This is a genomic window from Streptomyces sp. NPDC043726 (genome assembly GCF_056436565.1).
This window is the reverse complement of record NZ_JBWKCI010000003.1, coordinates 58,132-73,837: the sequence shown is the minus strand read 5'-3', so window position 1 is coordinate 73,837 and position 15,706 is coordinate 58,132. Positions and strand designations below refer to the sequence as shown.

Sequence of the window (15,706 nt, the reverse complement as noted above, 5' to 3'; positions counted from 1 at the left end):
ACGTGGCGTGAGGATTCACCGTGGAGTGCGTACCGAGAAGGGAGCGGACGAAGTGAGCTACTCCGTGGGACAGGTCGCGGGCTTCGCCGGTGTGACGGTGCGTACGCTGCACCACTACGACGACATCGGCCTGCTCGTCCCGAGCGAGCGCAGTCACGCGGGCCACCGGCGCTACGGCGACGGCGACCTCGACCGGCTGCAACAGATCCTGTTCTACCGGGAGCTCGGCTTCCCGCTCGACGAGGTCGCCGCCCTGCTCGACGATCCGGACACGGACCCGCGCGCGCATCTGCGCCGCCAGCACGAACTGCTGACCGCCCGGATCGAGAAGCTGCAGAAGATGGCGGCGGCCGTGGAGCAGGCCATGGAGGCACGCACGATGGGGATCAATCTCACGCCGGAGGAGCGCTTCGAGGTCTTCGGCGACAAGGACCCGGAGCAGTACGCCGAGGAGGCGGAGCAGCGCTGGGGCGGCACCGAGGCCTACGCCGAGTCGCAGCGCCGCGCCGCGAGTTACACCAAGGAGGACTGGAAACGCATCCAGGCCGAAGGTGCCGACTGGATGGAGCGCTACAGCGCCCTGATGGCCGCCGGCGAACAGCCGACCGGTGAGGCGGCGATGGACCTGGCCGAGGAACACCGCCGCCACATCGGCAAGTGGTACTACGACTGCCCGTACGAGATGCACCGGTGCCTGGGTGAGATGTACGTCTCGGACGAGCGCTTCAAGGCGTTCTACGACGCCACGCGCGAAGGGCTCGCCCAGCACCTCAGGGACGCGATCACGGCGAACGCCGCCCGCCACGACGCATGAGGTCCGGCCCGGGGGGCCTACTCCCGGGCCACGACCACGGCCGTCCCGTACGCGCACACCTCCGTGCCCACGTCGGCGGCCTCCGTCACGTCGAACCGGAACGCGAGCACCGCGTTGGCGCCACGCGCGCGTGCCTGCTCGACGAGCCGATCCATGGCCTGGTTGCGGGTCTCCACCAGCGTCTTGGTGAGCCCTTTGAGCTCACCGCCGATCATCGACTTCAGTCCCGCGCCGATCTGGCTGCCCAGATGCCGGGAGCGCACCGTCAACCCGAAGACCTCACCGATGACCTCCTGCACCCGGTGGCCGGGTACGTCGTTCGTGGTCACCACCAGGACGTCGGGCTGAGGGCCCTGTCCGCCGCCGTACTCTTCGATGCCCATGGTTCACAGCTTTGCCCGAGCCGGACCACGGCGCATCCTTTGCGCGCCCATGGAACCTGGGACTCCAGCGGTGCGTTGGTAGGAGTGCCGCGTTGGTACTTTTGAGCATCAGCCCCCGCCCGCCCCACCCCGCAGGAGCCACGAACCCGTGACCACGCTTGCGCTCGGCCCCGAGTGGCTCAGCCCGGACTACCTGATCGAGACCTTCAGCCTGCCCGGCATTCTGCTGATCGTCTTCGCGGAGTCGGGCCTCTTCGCCTTCCTGCCCGGTGACTCGCTGCTGTTCACGGCGGGCCTTTTCGTGGCCGAGGGGACGTACATCACCCAGCCGCTGTGGCTGGTCTGCACCCTGATCGTGCTCGCCGCCGTCATCGGCGACCAGGTCGGCTACATGATCGGCAAGTTCTTCGGCCCGAAGCTCTTCAACCGGCCCAACTCCAAGCTCTTCAAACAGGAGAACCTGGAGAAGGCCCACGAGTTCATGGAGAAGTACGGCCCGAAGGCGATCGTGCTGGCCCGCTTCGTGCCGATCGTGCGCACCTTCGCGCCCATCGTGGCCGGCGCCGGCCGGATGAAGTACCGCACCTTCCTGACGTACAACATCATCGGCGGCATCGCCTGGGGCACCGGCGTCACCCTCGCCGGCTACTGGCTCGGCCAGATCACCTTCATCAAGACCAACGTCGAGGCGATCCTCATCCTGATCGTCTTCCTCTCGGTCGTCCCGATCATCATCGAGTACCTCCGCGAGCGCTCCAAGAAGAAGCGGGCGGCGGCCGAGGCGCCGGCGGCCCCGCCCGCGCAGCAGCACCAGCAGTACCAGCAGCAGCCGCAGATGGACGACGCGACGACCCAGCTCCGTCGCATCGACCCGACGGACGAGCCCCCGCAGCAGCAGTACGGCAACGAGTACTACGGCCGGCAGCAGCCTTACGCCCAGCAGTACCCGCAGTCCTACGGCAACCAGCAGCAGTACGGCGGCCAGCAGCAGAACAACCAGTACCCGTACGACAACCAGGGCTACTAGAACCCCGGGAGGGGCGCGGGCGCTCAGAAACCGCGAGTCCGCTTCGCGGCCCTGCGCCCCGCCCCCGATCCGCCCGGAATCCGCAGGAACAGGCGCGAGATCTCCGACCCCAGGTTCACCCCGATGGCGATGGCCATGGCCAGGGACGCGGCCGTGGCCAGCGACACCAGCCCCTTGTCCACCTCGTTCTGCGCGATGGACAACAGCCCGAAGTAGGTAGCGGATCCCGGCAGCAGGGGCCCGATCGCCGCGGTCGTGTACGGCAGGGCCGACGCGAACCGGTACCGCGAGAGCAACTGCCCGAACAGCCCGACGAGGCCCGCCGCCACGGCCGTGGAAGCGACCGGTGACAGGCCGGCCGTGTAGTGCAGCGCGCCGTACACCGACCAGGCGACTCCGCCGTTCAGGGTCACCGCCAGCACGGTGGATCGTTCCTGCTGCAGCAGCACCGCGAAGGTCAGCGACAGCAGCATGGACGCGCCGATCTGCCAGTACGGCCGCTCGGAGATGTTCAGTGCCGCGTCCGGGTTCAGCTTGGCGCCGAGGTTCACGCCGAAGTACAGGATGATCAGCACCCCGACGACGATCCCCACGAAGAAGTACATGACCTCCAGCAGCCGCGCGGAGGCAGTGATGTAGAACCCGGTCAGACCGTCCTGGACGCCCGCCACCAGGGCCCGCCCGGGCAGCAGCGCGAACAGCCCACCGGTGATCACCGCGGACGCCTTCGCATCCACGTCCGCCAGATTCAGCGCGACCCCCAGCGCGGCAGGCGGCATCGCGGCCACCGTGAACTGGTAGAACTCCGGCAGCCCCCGCCCCGCGCACAGCCACGCCAGCCGGTCGCCGAGCATCGCGCCCAGCGCGGCGGCGATGAACACGATCAGGTCACCACCGACCAGCACCGAGGCCGCGCCCGCGAGCAGCCCGCTCGCCGAGGTCAGCACCCAGGTCGGATACGGGTGCCGGTTGCGCCGGATCTCCGCGAGCCGCCGGTAGGCCTCCTCCAGGGAGATGTGGCTCTCCGGGTCGCTGAGGTCGTCCACCAGCCGGAACACGGCCGCGAGCCGCGTGTAATCGGTCCCGCGGCGCCGTACCGTACGCGCCGCCGACACCGGATCGTCCACCAGGGACGGCTGGTAGGAGATCGACAGCAGGGTGAAGGTGACGTTCGGCTCGCAGCGGTCCAGGCCGTAGGACCGGCAGACCGCGAACATCGCCGCCTCGACGTCCTCGGCGCCCTCGCCGCCCGCCAGCAGCAGCTCGCCGATGCGCAGGGTCAGGTCGAGCACGCGCGGGACGGCCGGGCCCTCCTCCTCGGCCTTGTGGATCCGTTCCGGCGCGGGCCGCTCGGCCACCGGCATGCGCAGCATCGTGCGCATCCGGTCCTGCCAGGGCACGTTCTTGGTCAGACTGACCGCGGGAACGCCGGTCGCCGGTGTGAACGCGGGTGGCGCGTCCTTGGCGTGATAGGTGCGCGGCAGGCTGAACGCCGACCCCTCCGTCTCCACGGGCGGGCCCGGCGGAGCGTCGAAGCCCTGGGGGAGCGCGAACTCGGACGATGTCTCCGACTCGCCCCCCTGAGGGACGGCGAGCCCTTCCGGAATGGCGAACTCGGATGTGATCTCGGGGTCGAACGTGCCGGTCGCCTCGTCCGACTGCGGCTTGCGGTCCTCCGCATCCGTCACTTGCGCAGCGCTCCCTGTACGACGCCATAAGGCCAAGCCTCAGTATGCGCACACAAAACACAACAAAACACAATGGGCCGCACGCGTGCGCGTGCGGCCCATCGGTGGACTGGGTGCTCAGTGGCCGCCCTGGTCCTTGAAGCGCTTGTAGGAACGCTCGATCTCGGCCTCGGCCTCGGTGCGGCCCACCCAGTCGGCGCCCTCGACGGACTTGCCGGGCTCCAGGTCCTTGTAGACCTCGAAGAAGTGCTGGATCTCCAGGCGGTCGAACTCCGACACGTGGTGGATGTCACGCAGGTGCTCCTGGCGCGGGTCCGTCGCCGGAACGCACAGCAGCTTGTCGTCGCCGCCGGCCTCGTCCGTCATCCGGAACATGCCGATCGCGCGGCACTTGATGAGGCAGCCCGGGAAGGTCGGCTCGTCCAGGATGACCAGCGCGTCCAGCGGGTCGCCGTCCTCGCCGAGGGTGTTCTCGACGAAGCCGTAGTCGGTCGGGTAGGCGGTCGAGGTGAAGAGGCGACGGTCCAGGCGGATCCGACCGGTCTCGTGGTCCACCTCGTACTTGTTCCGCGAACCCTTCGGAATCTCGATCGTGACGTCGAACTCCACCGGTGGCTCCTCCATGATCAGCACATAGTTCTGGTGATTAAGTGTCCCTCACGCAGGTGTGTGATCGCGAAAGGGGCTGGTGGTCGTGCCGGAGCTGAGGCCTTGGCGGGCCGCGGGACCGCGGCTGGCACGGATCGCGGGCGCCGTACGACCGCGTCTCGCACGGGCCGCGACGGCCACGCGACCGCGGGTCGCGCGGCTCGGCCGAGCCGTGTCGACGCAGGTCACAAGGCCGAAGACCTGGCAGTACACCACCGGCGCCGCCACCGCGGGCCTCGCGCTGGCCATCGGGGTGGTGACCGCCGCCGGTCCCTGGGACTCCTCGGGTCAGCGTACGGCCGAGCGGGACCGGGCAGTCGCCCGGGAGCACACGGGTGGCGCAGATCACGGTCGTAATTCCGCTACGACCGCCCAGGGCCCCGAGCCCGCCCCCAGCGCCGCGTCCGTCCTGAGCGGTCTCGGCGGCGCCGCCGGCCGGGTGAAGTCGGTACCGGGCCAAAAGGCCCTGGCAGCCGTCCTGGACCCGCTCCTGGACGCCCCCGCGCTCGGCGGCCGCCAGTCCGCCGCCGTCGTGGACGTGACCACCGGCAAGCGCCTGTACGGCGCCGGCTCCGGGACCGCGCTCACCCCCGCCTCCACCACGAAGATCGCCACCGCGGCCGCGGTCCTGTCCGCCCTCGGCCCGGACCACCGCCTCACCACCCGTACCGCCCTGGAGGCCGACACCGAGGAACTCGTCCTGGTCGGCGGCGGCGACCCCACGCTCACCGCCCGCGAGGACGCCGAGGGCCAGGCCGGCCTGCGCACCCTGGCGAAGAAGACCGCCGCCGCCCTGAAGAAGGACGGCTTGCGCGAGGTGACGCTGTCGTACGACACCACGCTCTACGCGGGTGACGAGGTCCACCCGATCGGGGCGGACGACGAGAACCTCGCGCGGGTCAGCGCCCTGATGGCGGACGAGGCCCGTGTCGACGACTCCACCAGCGGAACCGCCAAGCGCGTGCCCGACCCGGCGGCGGAGGCGACCCGCGCGTTCGGGGAGTTCCTCGCCGAGTACGGCATCAAGACCTCGTCCCCCGGTCCCTCCAAGGCGACCGGCCGCGCCGAGACCCTCGCGGAGGTGTCCTCGCCGCCGCTGTCCGCACTGGTCGAACGCATGCTGACCAACAGCGACAACGACCTCGCCGAGGCCCTCGCCCGCCAGACCGCGGTGGCCACCGGGGAGCGGGCCGACTTCGCGGGCGCGGGCCGCGCGATCCACGCCGAACTCGAGCGGCTCGGACTGCCCATGAAGGGCGCCGAGTTCAAGGACGGCAGCGGCCTGAACCGCGACAACCGCCTCTCGGCGGATCTGCTGACGGCCCTGCTGGCCAAGTCCGGCGACCCGGCCCACCCCGAACTGCGGCCCATCCTCACGGGCCTGCCCGTGGCCGGCTTCACCGGCACCCTGACCACTCGTTACGGGGACGGCGCGGCCGGCATCGTACGGGCGAAGACGGGGACGCTGACCGGGGTGAACGCGCTGGCCGGGACGGTCGTGGACCAGGACGGCCACCTGCTGGCCTTCGCGTTCCTGGCCACGGACGCCCCGGACCGGGACGCGGCCCGGTCGGCCCTGGACGCGACGGCCTCGGCCCTGGCCGCGTGCGGCTGCCGGTGACGTCGTCCGGCGTCCGGTCGGCGCCGAAGTCGTCGCGCACCGGACAAACCCCGTCAGCCGCGGCCAACCCCGACGCCCTGCCCCAAGCGGCAGCGCTCACGTACGGTTGACGCATGACGAGCATCGGTGGTGCCGCAACTCCTGGGATGGTCGACTGGAACCTCGCGGTGGCGACCGCGACCCGGCTGATGCGGCCGGGCCCCGAGGTCAGCCGCGACGAGGCCCGTGCGGTCGTCGCCGAGCTGCGCCGGCACGCCAAGGCCTCGGAGGAACACGTCCGGGGGTTCACCGGTCTCGGCATCGAGGAGACCCACGACACCCCCGTGCTGGTGGTCGACCGGCCGGGCTGGGTCCGGGCCAACGTCGCCGGTTTCCGGGAACTCCTCAAACCGCTCCTCGACAAGATGCAGGAGCGCCGCGGCGCGACCCCCGGCGGCGCGGTCCTCGGCGCCGTGGGCGGCAAGGTCACCGGCGTCGAACTGGGCATGCTGCTGTCGTTCCTGGCCTCCCGGGTCCTCGGCCAGTACGAGACCTTCGCCCCCGCCACCCGCGAACTGCCCGCCGGAGCGGGCGGCGGCGGGCGGCTGCTGCTCGTCGCGCCGAACATCGTGCACGTGGAGCGCGAACTCGACGTACAGCCCCACGACTTCCGCCTGTGGGTGTGCCTGCACGAGGAGACCCACCGCACCCAGTTCACCGCCGTGCCCTGGCTGCGGGACCACCTGGAGGGCGAAATCCAGTCGTTCTTGGGCGAGACCGACGTCGACCCCATGACCGTCCTGGAGCGCATCCGGGAGGCCGCGCAGTCCCTGGCCGGCGGCCGGCCCGAGGCCGAGGAGGACGACGGCGGGCGCTCCTTCGTCGAGATCGTGCAGACCCCGGCCCAGCGCGAGATCCTCGGCCGGCTCACCGCCGTGATGTCCCTCCTGGAGGGTCACGCCGACTTCGTCATGGACGGCGTGGGTCCGGCCGTGGTGCCCTCGGTCGCGGAGATCCGCGAGAAGTTCCAGCAGCGCCGCGCCAAGGGGGCATCCCGCCTGGACATGGCCCTGCGCAAGCTGCTGGGCCTGGACGCCAAGCTCCGGCAGTACCGCGACGGCGAGCGCTTCGTGCGGGCCGTCGTCGACCAGGTCGGCATGGACGGCTTCAACCGGGTGTGGACCTCCCCGAACACCCTCCCGACCAAGGCGGAGATCGCCAAACCGGCGGACTGGGTCGCGCGGGTGCATCGCAGGGCCGAGTCGTGACCCCGCGGGAAGGGTCGTGAAACGAATCCGGCCGACGGCAGGCGAACGCCCCTTCAATCACCCGTCCGAGGGACCGTGGGCCATGGAGAGGCGTGCAATGCTCGGGGAACCGCCCGGTTCTGTCACCATCTACACACTCTGAGTGACCGAACCTCGGGCTCACCCCCCGAAAACTTCATGAAGGGAACCGGACATGGGTCCCCATCCTGCGGTCGCGGCGATACGCCTGGCGGTCCGCCGCGTCCTCCACGACATCCTCAACGAACACAGCCACCTCCTCGCCGACCCCCCGCACGAGTGCCCGCCGTCGCCGCTCGTGCTCGTGGCGTGCTCCGGCGGCGCCGACTCCATGGCCCTCGCCTCCGCCCTCGCCTTCGAGGCCCCCAAACTCGGCATCCGCGCGGGCGGTGTCACCGTCGACCACGGCCTCCAGCCCGGCTCCGACCTGCGCGCCCAGGAAGTGGTGCTGCGCCTGCGCGAACTCGGCCTCGACCCGGTGGAGTCCACCGCCGTGACCGTCGGCCGCGAGGGCGGCCCCGAGGCCGCCGCCCGGGACGCCCGCTACGCCGCCCTCGACGCCGCCGCCCAGCGCCACGGCGCCGCCGCGATCCTGCTCGGCCACACCCGCGACGACCAGGCCGAAACCGTCCTGCTCGGCCTCGCCCGCGGCTCCGGCATCCGCTCCCTGTCCGGAATGGCCGCGGTCTCGGGGGCCGACGGCCGTTATCGCCGCCCGTTCCTCGCCCTCGACCGGCAGACCGCCCGCAGGGCCTGCATGGTCCAGTCGCTGCCCGTCTGGGACGACCCGCACAACGCCGATCCCGCCTACACCCGCTCCCGCCTGCGCCACGAGGGCCTGCCGGCCCTGGAGAAGGCGCTCGGCAAGGGCGTCGTGGAGGCCCTCGCCCGTACGGCCCAGTTGTCCCGGGACGACGCCGACGCCCTCGACGCCTGGGCCAGTCAGGCCGAGGCCTCCGTCCGCGACGCGGCGGGCCTGCTGGAGTGCGCCAAGCTCTACGCCCTCCCGCCCGCCGTGCGCCGCCGGATCCTGCGCCGCGCCGCCATCGAGGCGGGCGCCCCCGCGGGTTCGCTCTTCGCCCGGCACATCGAGGAAGTCGACCGGCTGATCACCGGTTGGCGCGGCCAGGGGGCGATCAATCTCCCCGGCAAAGTCGTGGCCCAGCGTCAGGGTGGCAGACTGGTGATTCGGCAAGGCTGAATCCTCGCCTCCTGTTCGGAGGGGCGGACGGCCGGTGGGACGACCGAAAGTGATGCGGGTGGACGCGAAAGACATGGGTGCCGACCTCCAGCAGGTGCTCATCACCAAGGAAGAGATCGACGCGAAGCTGGCCGAGCTGGCCGCGAAGATCGACGCGGAGTACGCGGGCAAGGACCTGCTCATCGTCGGCGTGCTCAAGGGTGCGGTGATGGTCATGGCGGACCTCGCCCGGGCGCTGTCCACCCCCGTCACCATGGACTGGATGGCCGTGTCCTCCTACGGCGCGGGCACCCAGTCCTCCGGTGTGGTGCGGATCCTCAAGGACCTGGACACCGACATCAAGGGCAGGCACGTCCTGATCGTCGAGGACATCATCGACTCCGGCCTGACCCTGTCCTGGCTGCTGTCCAACCTCGGCTCCCGTGAGCCGGAGTCGCTGAAGGTGTGCACCCTGCTGCGCAAGCCGGACGCCGCCAAGGTCGCCATCGACGTGGAGTGGGTCGGCTTCGACATCCCCAACGAGTTCGTCGTCGGCTACGGCCTCGACTACGCCGAGAAGTACCGCAACCTCCCGTTCGTCGGTACGCTCGCGCCCCACGTCTACGGCGGCTGACCCCCCCAGGCTCGGCCGGGCCCCGGCCCGGCGCTGAGCCACAAGGGCGAGGCTTGTAGGACGATCGGGAACCCCGGCGCGGTTCGCGCCGTTGGAGCATGCAGAGACGGGAATGCCAGCCGGCCGAGTGGCTGCGTGCGGCTTCGGGCCACAATGCTGGGGTACCGTCAGAAGAACTGTCTTATCAAACTCACTATGGCAGGAGGGACGGGGCGGCACCGCTCCGTATGGATGGACGTGAAGCGATACTTCCGTGGGCCGGTCATGTGGATCGTGCTGGCCGTCCTTGCCGTGGTCGTGTTGATGCAGGTCGTCGGCTCGTCCGGCGGCTACAAGACGGTGGACACCGGCCAGGTCGTCCAGGCGATCAATGACAACAAGGTCGAGTCGGCCAAGCTGACCACCGGCGACGAGCAGACCATCAAGGTCCAGCTCAAGGACGGCGAAAAGATCGAGGACAGCTCGAAGATCCAGGCGAGCTACATCGGCGACCAGGGTGTGACCATCGCCAACACCCTGCAGACCAAGTTCCAGGACAAGCAGATCCCGGACGGCTACACGGTCTCGCCGACGAAGCAGAACGCCTTCGTGAGCATCCTGCTCTCGCTGCTCCCCTTCGTTCTGATCGTGGTCGTCTTCCTGTTCCTGATGAACCAGATGCAGGGCGGCGGCTCCCGAGTCATGAACTTCGGGAAGTCCAAGGCCAAGCTGATCACCAAGGACACCCCGAAGACGACGTTCGCCGACGTCGCCGGATCGGACGAGGCGGTCGAGGAACTCCACGAGATCAAGGAGTTCCTGCAGGAGCCCGCCAAGTTCCAGGCCGTCGGCGCCAAGATTCCCAAGGGCGTACTCCTGTACGGCCCTCCCGGCACCGGCAAGACCCTGCTCGCGCGCGCCGTCGCGGGCGAGGCCGGGGTGCCGTTCTACTCGATCTCCGGTTCCGACTTCGTCGAGATGTTCGTCGGCGTCGGTGCCTCCCGAGTCCGTGACCTGTTCGAGCAGGCCAAGGCGAACGCCCCGGCGATCGTCTTCGTCGACGAGATCGACGCGGTCGGCCGCCACCGCGGCGCCGGCCTCGGCGGCGGTCACGACGAGCGCGAGCAGACCCTGAACCAGCTGCTCGTCGAGATGGACGGCTTCGACGTGAAGGGTGGCGTGATCCTGATCGCCGCCACGAACCGGCCCGACATCCTCGACCCGGCCCTCCTGCGCCCCGGCCGCTTCGACCGCCAGATCGCGGTCGACCGCCCGGACATGCAGGGCCGTCTGGAGATCCTCAAGGTCCACCAGAAGGGCAAGCCGGTCGCCCCGGACGTCGACCTGTCGGCGGTCGCCCGCCGTACGCCGGGCTTCACCGGTGCCGATCTGTCCAACGTCCTGAACGAGGCCGCCCTGCTGACGGCCCGCTCGGACAAGAAGCTGATCGACAACCACATGCTCGACGAGGCCATCGACCGCGTCGTGGCGGGCCCGCAGAAGCGGACCCGGATCATGTCGGACAAGGAAAAGAAGATCACCGCGTACCACGAGGGCGGACACGCCCTGGTCGCGGCGGCCTCCCCGAACTCCGACCCGGTCCACAAGATCACGATCCTGTCCCGGGGCCGCGCCCTCGGCTACACGATGGTCCTGCCGGACGAGGACAAGTACTCCACCACCCGCAACGAGATGCTGGACCAGCTTGCCTACATGCTGGGCGGCCGCGCGGCGGAGGAACTGGTCTTCCACGACCCGACCACGGGCGCCGCGAACGACATCGAGAAGGCCACGGCCACGGCCCGCGCGATGGTCACGCAGTACGGCATGACCGAGCGGCTCGGCGCGATCAAGTTCGGCGGCGACAACACCGAGCCCTTCCTCGGCCGTGAGATGGCTCACCAGCGCGACTACTCGGAAGAGGTCGCCGCGCTGGTGGACGAGGAGGTCAAGAAGCTCATCGAGACGGCGCACAACGAGGCCTGGGAGATCCTGGTCGAGAACCGCGACGTCCTCGACAACCTGGTCCTGGCACTGCTGGAGCGGGAGACGCTGGGCAAGGAGGAGATCGCCGAGATCTTCGCCCCCATCGTCAAGCGTCCGCCGCGGCCCGCCTGGACCGGCTCCTCCCGCCGTACGCCGTCCACCCGTCCGCCGGTGCTCTCCCCCAAGGAGCTCGCCCTGACGAACGGCGCCAACGGCGCGACCCCGGCGATCACCACCGCCAAGTCGACGGTGACCGAGCCCGCCCCGGCCGCGGAGCCCGCTCCCGAGGAGCGTCCCGAGAGCTGACACCCCGGCCCCGGTGACCTCACCGGGCCCGGAATGGATGCCGCGCCCCCCTGGTTTTAGCCTGGGGGGCGCGGCATCGTCGTATGTCCGCAGTTCAGACGCGTGACCCACACGCGCCACCCGCACAGGAACGAGGCACCACATGACCGACCCCGTGACGCTGGACGGCGAGGGCCGCATCGGCGAGTTCGACGAGAAGCGCGCCGAGAACGCCGTACGCGAGCTGCTGATCGCGGTCGGGGAGGACCCGGACCGCGAGGGGCTCCGCGAGACGCCCGGGCGCGTGGCCAGGGCGTACAAGGAGATATTCGCGGGCCTGTGGCAGAAGCCGGAGGACGTGCTGACGACGACGTTCGACCTCGGGCACGACGAGATGGTGCTAGTGAAGGACATCGAGGTGTACAGCACCTGCGAGCATCATCTGGTGCCGTTCCGGGGCGTGGCGCACGTCGGCTACATTCCGGCCACCACCGGCAAGATCACCGGGCTGTCCAAGCTGGCCAGGCTCGTCGACGTCTACGCTCGCCGCCCGCAGGTGCAGGAACGACTCACCACGCAGATCGCGGACTCCCTGATGGAGATCCTGGAGCCGCGCGGTGTGATCGTCGTCGTGGAGTGCGAGCACATGTGCATGTCGATGCGGGGCATCCGCAAGCCCGGCGCGAAGACCATCACCTCGGCGGTGCGCGGCCAGCTGCGGGACGCGGCCACGCGCAACGAGGCGATGAGTCTGATCATGGCGCGCTGAGGGCTCGGGCCCGCTCGCGGTGATGCCTTGGGCCCGCTCGCGAAGGTGCCGCGCGCCGCTTACGTCGTCGGGGCCGTGCCCGCGCCGTTGTGCTCGTCGTCCTCCGGGAGCTTGCAGACCCGCTCCAGGAAGATGGCCGCCGCTATGACGGCGATGCCCGCCACGACCGAGAAGCCGGCGTAGATGGCCTGGTCGCGACGGGCGGGGATGTCCAGGACCTCCAGCAGGAAGACGCCGGTGCCGCCGTACATGCCGGCGACGAGGGCGGCGACCAGGGCGCTGGCCTGGCCGAAGACGACCGCGCGGGCGGCCATCAGGGGGTCCACGCCCTTGGCGCCGGGGCGGCGCTCACGCTGGGCCCTGAGACGGGCGCGCAGCGAGAGCGCGGTGGCCAGCAGCACCGCGGCGATCAGGGCGAGGACGATGGGGGCGGCCAGAGGGACGCTCGGCAGGGTCCCGATCGAGTTCCAGAGGCGGGCGCCCGCCCAGGACAGGATGCCGGCGACGACGAACACGCCGGCCAGCACCCTGATGCGCAGCTCTCTCACGGTGTCCCTTCAGCTCCCCCGGATCGCCACGGACTGTGGCCGATCTTCTTGACCTTAACGACTACTCGGGCAGCCGGAGTTCCAGGTCCGGGCGGGGCCGCACGCCTTCGCGGGTGACCGTGCCGAGCAGGTCGGCCACCGGGCCCCGGCCGGGCACCTGGGCCTCGGGCTCCACGTCGTGCCAGGGGGCGAGGACGAAGGCGCGCTCATGGGCGCGCGGGTGGGGCAGGGTCAGCGCCGGGTCGTCGGAGACGACGTCCGCGTAGGCCACGATGTCGACGTCGAGGGTGCGCGGGCCCCAGCGCTCGTCGCGGACGCGGTGGAAGGCCTCCTCGACCGCCTGCGCCCGCTCCAGCAGCGAGGACGGGGGCAGGGTCGTCTTGAGGACCACGACCGCGTTGAAGTAGGAGGGCTGGCTGCCCGGCTCCACTCCCCACGGCTCCGTCTCGTACACCGGGGAGACGCCCTTGACGCGCAGCCCCGGCGTGTCCTCCAGCGCGTCGATGGCGCCCTGGAGGGTCTCCAGGCGGTTGCCGAGGTTGGAGCCGAGGGAGATCACGGCTCGCTGCGGGTTGTGCAGGGTGGTGTCGGCGGCGTCGACCTGCTCGACGACGGAGGCGGGTACCGGCTGTACGGTCGGGTCGCTGTGACCCTCGGTGAAGAACGCGGTCATACTCGGCTCCGGGTGATGGTGACGGTCACGTCGTCGAAGGGGACCGTGATCGGCGCGTCCGGTTTGTGGACGCGGACCTCGACCTCCTGGACCCCTTCGTGCTTCAGACAGGCCTGGGCGATGCGCTCGGCGAGGGTTTCGATGAGGTTGACGGGCTCGCCCTCGACGACGGCCACGACTTCCTCGGCCACGATGCCGTAGTGCACGGTCTTCGCCAGGTCGTCGTCGGCTGCGGCCGGCCGGGTGTCCAGGCCCAGCACGAGGTCCACGATGAAGGTCTGGCCCTCCTCGCGCTCCTTGGGGAACACACCGTGGTGCCCGCGGGCCTTCAGGCCGCTCAGCGCGACACGATCCACGCGAATCACTCCTGCAATCGTCGGTAGCGACCGGTCCGTACCGCGTGCGGGCGGCACACCGGCCTCGGACGAATCTACCTGCGGGCACTGACAGGGCCGTTCCACGGGGGCTGGGAGCGCGCCGGGGCCAGGAGGGTTCATCGCGTGTTTCCCCTGGGGAACCCGGCGGCTCACGGGTTGGTAGCCGCCCCTACCCGGGGCGGCGTGATTCCAACCACTTGTTGCTCCCGCCGAGCGTTCCTGAGGTGCGCCTACCCACTTACTACGGGGTCTCGTCGCCCTCTTCCTCGTCGGTTTCGGCCAGTACCGGCGAGGCGTGGTGGGACCAGAGCTTCCACCCCGCCGGGGTGCGGCGCAGCACGTTGGTGGCGACGACCAGCTGGCCGACGAGCGGGCCCAGCTCCTCACCGCCCTCGGGGGCCGGGCCGCCGCTGAGGATGTTCTCCGTGCAGGTCACGACCGCGGTGTCGCCGGTGACCGAGACATGCACGTCGGTGAGGAAGAACTGGATGTACTCGGTGTTCGCCATGATCAGCGCGTACGACCGCAGCACCTCGCCGCGGCCGGTCAGCACCGGCCAGCCGGGGTGGACGCAGGAGATCACGCCGCTGTCGGCCGGGTCGTGATACGTCTCGTCGACGCCCAGGTCGCCCGGGGTGAGCCAGAGGGAGGACAGCTCCTCGAAGTCGCCGCGCTCCAGTGCCTCGTAGAAGGCGGTGTTGGCGGCTTCCACCTGCTCGACGTCGGTGTGTGGGGCGCTCACCGGGCTCCTTCGGGGGAGTGCGCACCCCGTTCGGGGGTGTGCGCGCCCGGCGCGGGGGCGGGTGAGGGGTCGTGCGCATGAGCGCGCGATCCCTGCTCCAGGGCGTGTGCGCCCGGCGTGCGAGCCGTGTCGCGCGCTCCCTGGACGGCGCGTGCGACCCGCACCGCGTCCGCCGTCGCGTGGACCTCGTGCACGCGCACCGCCCAGGCTCCGGCGTGCGCCGCGAGCGCGGAGACCGCCGCCGTGGCCGCGTCGCGCTCGCGCGCGGGCGGCGGCGCGGCCTCCGGGCCCGCCAGGACCCTGCCGAGGAAGCGCTTGCGGGAGGCGGCGACGAGCAGCGGGTGGCCGAGGCCGAGCAGCCGGTCGAGGTGGGCGAGCAGCACGAGGTCGTGCTCGGCGTCCTTGGAGAAGCCGAGGCCGGGATCGACGACGATGCGGTCGGGGGCGATGCCGCCCGCCAGAACGGCCTCCACGCGTGCGTGCAGCTCGTCGACGACTTCGGTGACGACATCGTCGTAGACGCCCTTGACGTTGCCTCCCTCGAGGAAGCCGCGCCAGTGCATGACGACGAAAGGGGCGCCGGCGTCCGCGACGACCGGGATCATCGCGGGGTCCGCGAGGCCGCCGCTGACGTCGTTGACGAGCGCGGCGCCGGCCGCGAGGGCCTGTTCGGCGACGGACGCGCGCATGGTGTCGACGGAGATCGTGACGCCCTCGGAGGCGAGGCCGCGGACGACGGGGATGACGCGCTTGAGTTCCTCGGCCTCGTCGACGCGGGTGGCGCCGGGACGGGTGGACTCGCCGCCGACGTCGACCAGGTCCGCGCCCTCGGAGACCAGGGCGAGTCCGTGCTTGACCGCCGCGGTGGTGTCGAACCAGCGGCCGCCGTCGGAGAAGGAGTCGGGGGTGACGTTCACGACCCCCATGACCGCGCAGCGGTCCCATTCAGGAAGGCCTGCCACGCGCCCGCGTCCGCTCTGCTTGCTCATACGTTCAGCGTAGGCCCCGGGCGGGCCGGGCCGGACGTGCGGTGGTGTGCGGTGGCGGGCGTGTGGGGTCGGCGCCGAGGGGTGCGGCCCGGGCGGAA

The 15,706-nt window shown here is 70.7% G+C and carries 16 protein-coding genes; 8 read left to right on the top strand and 8 right to left on the bottom strand.

Features of this window, described 5'->3' with window-relative positions; all coding sequences use genetic code 11:
• Positions 1-52: 52 nt before the first annotated feature.
• Entirely contained in the window at positions 53-814 is a 762-nt protein-coding gene (locus AC068Z_RS09305; RefSeq protein WP_478553902.1) for a MerR family transcriptional regulator, read from the top strand.
• Between the two features lie 17 nt (positions 815-831).
• Here AC068Z_RS09305 and AC068Z_RS09300 read toward each other — a convergent pair whose 3' ends face one another.
• On the bottom strand, positions 832-1,197 hold the full coding sequence (locus AC068Z_RS09300) for a YbjQ family protein (protein WP_451722861.1): 366 nt from the start codon (positions 1,195-1,197) through the stop codon (positions 832-834).
• A gap of 148 nt (positions 1,198-1,345) precedes the next feature.
• Between AC068Z_RS09300 and AC068Z_RS09295 the strand changes: the two genes are divergently transcribed.
• Entirely contained in the window at positions 1,346-2,224 is an 879-nt protein-coding gene (locus AC068Z_RS09295) for a DedA family protein (RefSeq protein WP_478553900.1), read from the top strand.
• A gap of 23 nt (positions 2,225-2,247) precedes the next feature.
• Here the strand turns inward: AC068Z_RS09295 and AC068Z_RS09290 are convergent, their stop codons facing one another.
• Positions 2,248-3,912 (bottom strand): threonine/serine exporter family protein, encoded by a 1,665-nt coding sequence (locus tag AC068Z_RS09290; RefSeq protein ID WP_478553898.1) that lies wholly within the window; start codon positions 3,910-3,912, stop codon positions 2,248-2,250.
• Between the two features lie 117 nt (positions 3,913-4,029).
• A complete protein-coding gene (locus tag AC068Z_RS09285) occupies positions 4,030-4,521 on the bottom strand; it encodes an inorganic diphosphatase (RefSeq protein ID WP_015658794.1) in 492 nt (163 codons plus the stop codon).
• Positions 4,522-4,600: 79 nt separating this feature from the next.
• Here AC068Z_RS09285 and dacB point away from each other — a divergent pair, with 79 nt between their 5' ends.
• The 6 genes from dacB to folE all read left to right on the top strand — a co-directional run bounded on the left by dacB (position 4,601) and on the right by folE (position 12,279).
• Entirely contained in the window at positions 4,601-6,181 is a 1,581-nt protein-coding gene (gene dacB, locus AC068Z_RS09280; RefSeq protein WP_478553896.1) for a D-alanyl-D-alanine carboxypeptidase/D-alanyl-D-alanine endopeptidase, read from the top strand.
• 113 nt (positions 6,182-6,294) lie between these two features.
• Positions 6,295-7,428 (top strand): zinc-dependent metalloprotease, encoded by a 1,134-nt coding sequence (locus AC068Z_RS09275; RefSeq protein ID WP_478553894.1) that lies wholly within the window; start codon positions 6,295-6,297, stop codon positions 7,426-7,428.
• 193 nt (positions 7,429-7,621) lie between these two features.
• Entirely contained in the window at positions 7,622-8,647 is a 1,026-nt protein-coding gene (gene tilS, locus AC068Z_RS09270) for a tRNA lysidine(34) synthetase TilS (protein ID WP_478553892.1), read from the top strand.
• A 52-nt stretch (positions 8,648-8,699) separates the two neighbouring features.
• Positions 8,700-9,260, top strand: coding sequence for a hypoxanthine phosphoribosyltransferase (hpt, locus tag AC068Z_RS09265; RefSeq protein WP_269664621.1), 561 nt, complete (start codon positions 8,700-8,702; stop codon positions 9,258-9,260).
• A 231-nt stretch (positions 9,261-9,491) separates the two neighbouring features.
• A complete protein-coding gene (ftsH, locus tag AC068Z_RS09260; RefSeq protein ID WP_478553891.1) occupies positions 9,492-11,531 on the top strand; it encodes an ATP-dependent zinc metalloprotease FtsH in 2,040 nt (679 codons plus the stop codon).
• Between the two features lie 142 nt (positions 11,532-11,673).
• Positions 11,674-12,279: a GTP cyclohydrolase I FolE gene (folE, locus tag AC068Z_RS09255; protein ID WP_478553889.1), complete on the top strand. Its 606-nt coding sequence runs from the start codon at positions 11,674-11,676 to the stop codon at positions 12,277-12,279.
• 59 nt (positions 12,280-12,338) lie between these two features.
• On the opposite strand, the gene AC068Z_RS09250 is transcribed toward folE, so the two are convergent.
• The 5 genes from AC068Z_RS09250 to folP all read right to left on the bottom strand — a co-directional run bounded on the left by AC068Z_RS09250 (position 12,339) and on the right by folP (position 15,608).
• Entirely contained in the window at positions 12,339-12,827 is a 489-nt protein-coding gene (locus tag AC068Z_RS09250; RefSeq protein WP_478553887.1) for a DUF3180 domain-containing protein, read from the bottom strand.
• Positions 12,828-12,888: 61 nt separating this feature from the next.
• Positions 12,889-13,500: a 2-amino-4-hydroxy-6-hydroxymethyldihydropteridine diphosphokinase gene (folK, locus tag AC068Z_RS09245; protein ID WP_478553885.1), complete on the bottom strand. Its 612-nt coding sequence runs from the start codon at positions 13,498-13,500 to the stop codon at positions 12,889-12,891.
• Complete coding sequence (folB, locus tag AC068Z_RS09240) at positions 13,497-13,856, bottom strand: dihydroneopterin aldolase (protein ID WP_186283819.1); 360 nt, start codon at positions 13,854-13,856, stop codon at positions 13,497-13,499. The genes folK and folB overlap by 4 nt, the downstream gene beginning before the upstream one ends.
• Positions 13,857-14,118: 262 nt before the next feature.
• Positions 14,119-14,619, bottom strand: a complete 501-nt coding sequence (locus AC068Z_RS09235; protein WP_478553882.1) for a nuclear transport factor 2 family protein — start codon at positions 14,617-14,619, stop codon at positions 14,119-14,121.
• Positions 14,616-15,608 (bottom strand): dihydropteroate synthase, encoded by a 993-nt coding sequence (gene folP, locus AC068Z_RS09230; RefSeq protein WP_478553881.1) that lies wholly within the window; start codon positions 15,606-15,608, stop codon positions 14,616-14,618. Before folP ends, AC068Z_RS09235 begins: the two co-directional genes overlap by 4 nt.
• Between the last annotated feature and the right edge of the window lie 98 nt (positions 15,609-15,706).

Excerpts from the sequence above, each read along its gene's own strand:
- ftsH (WP_478553891.1), top strand. The coding sequence starts at position 9,492 with ATGGACGTGAAGCGATACTTCCGTGGGCCGGTCATGTGGATCGTGCTG.
- folP (WP_478553881.1), bottom strand. The coding sequence starts at position 15,608 with ATGAGCAAGCAGAGCGGACGCGGGCGCGTGGCAGGCCTTCCTGAATGG.
- folE (WP_478553889.1), top strand. The coding sequence starts at position 11,674 with ATGACCGACCCCGTGACGCTGGACGGCGAGGGCCGCATCGGCGAGTTC.
- AC068Z_RS09300 (WP_451722861.1), bottom strand. The coding sequence starts at position 1,197 with ATGGGCATCGAAGAGTACGGCGGCGGACAGGGCCCTCAGCCCGACGTC.
- hpt (WP_269664621.1), top strand. The coding sequence starts at position 8,700 with ATGCGGGTGGACGCGAAAGACATGGGTGCCGACCTCCAGCAGGTGCTC.
- AC068Z_RS09275 (WP_478553894.1), top strand. The coding sequence starts at position 6,295 with ATGACGAGCATCGGTGGTGCCGCAACTCCTGGGATGGTCGACTGGAAC.
- folK (WP_478553885.1), bottom strand. The coding sequence starts at position 13,500 with ATGACCGCGTTCTTCACCGAGGGTCACAGCGACCCGACCGTACAGCCG.
- tilS (WP_478553892.1), top strand. The coding sequence starts at position 7,622 with ATGGGTCCCCATCCTGCGGTCGCGGCGATACGCCTGGCGGTCCGCCGC.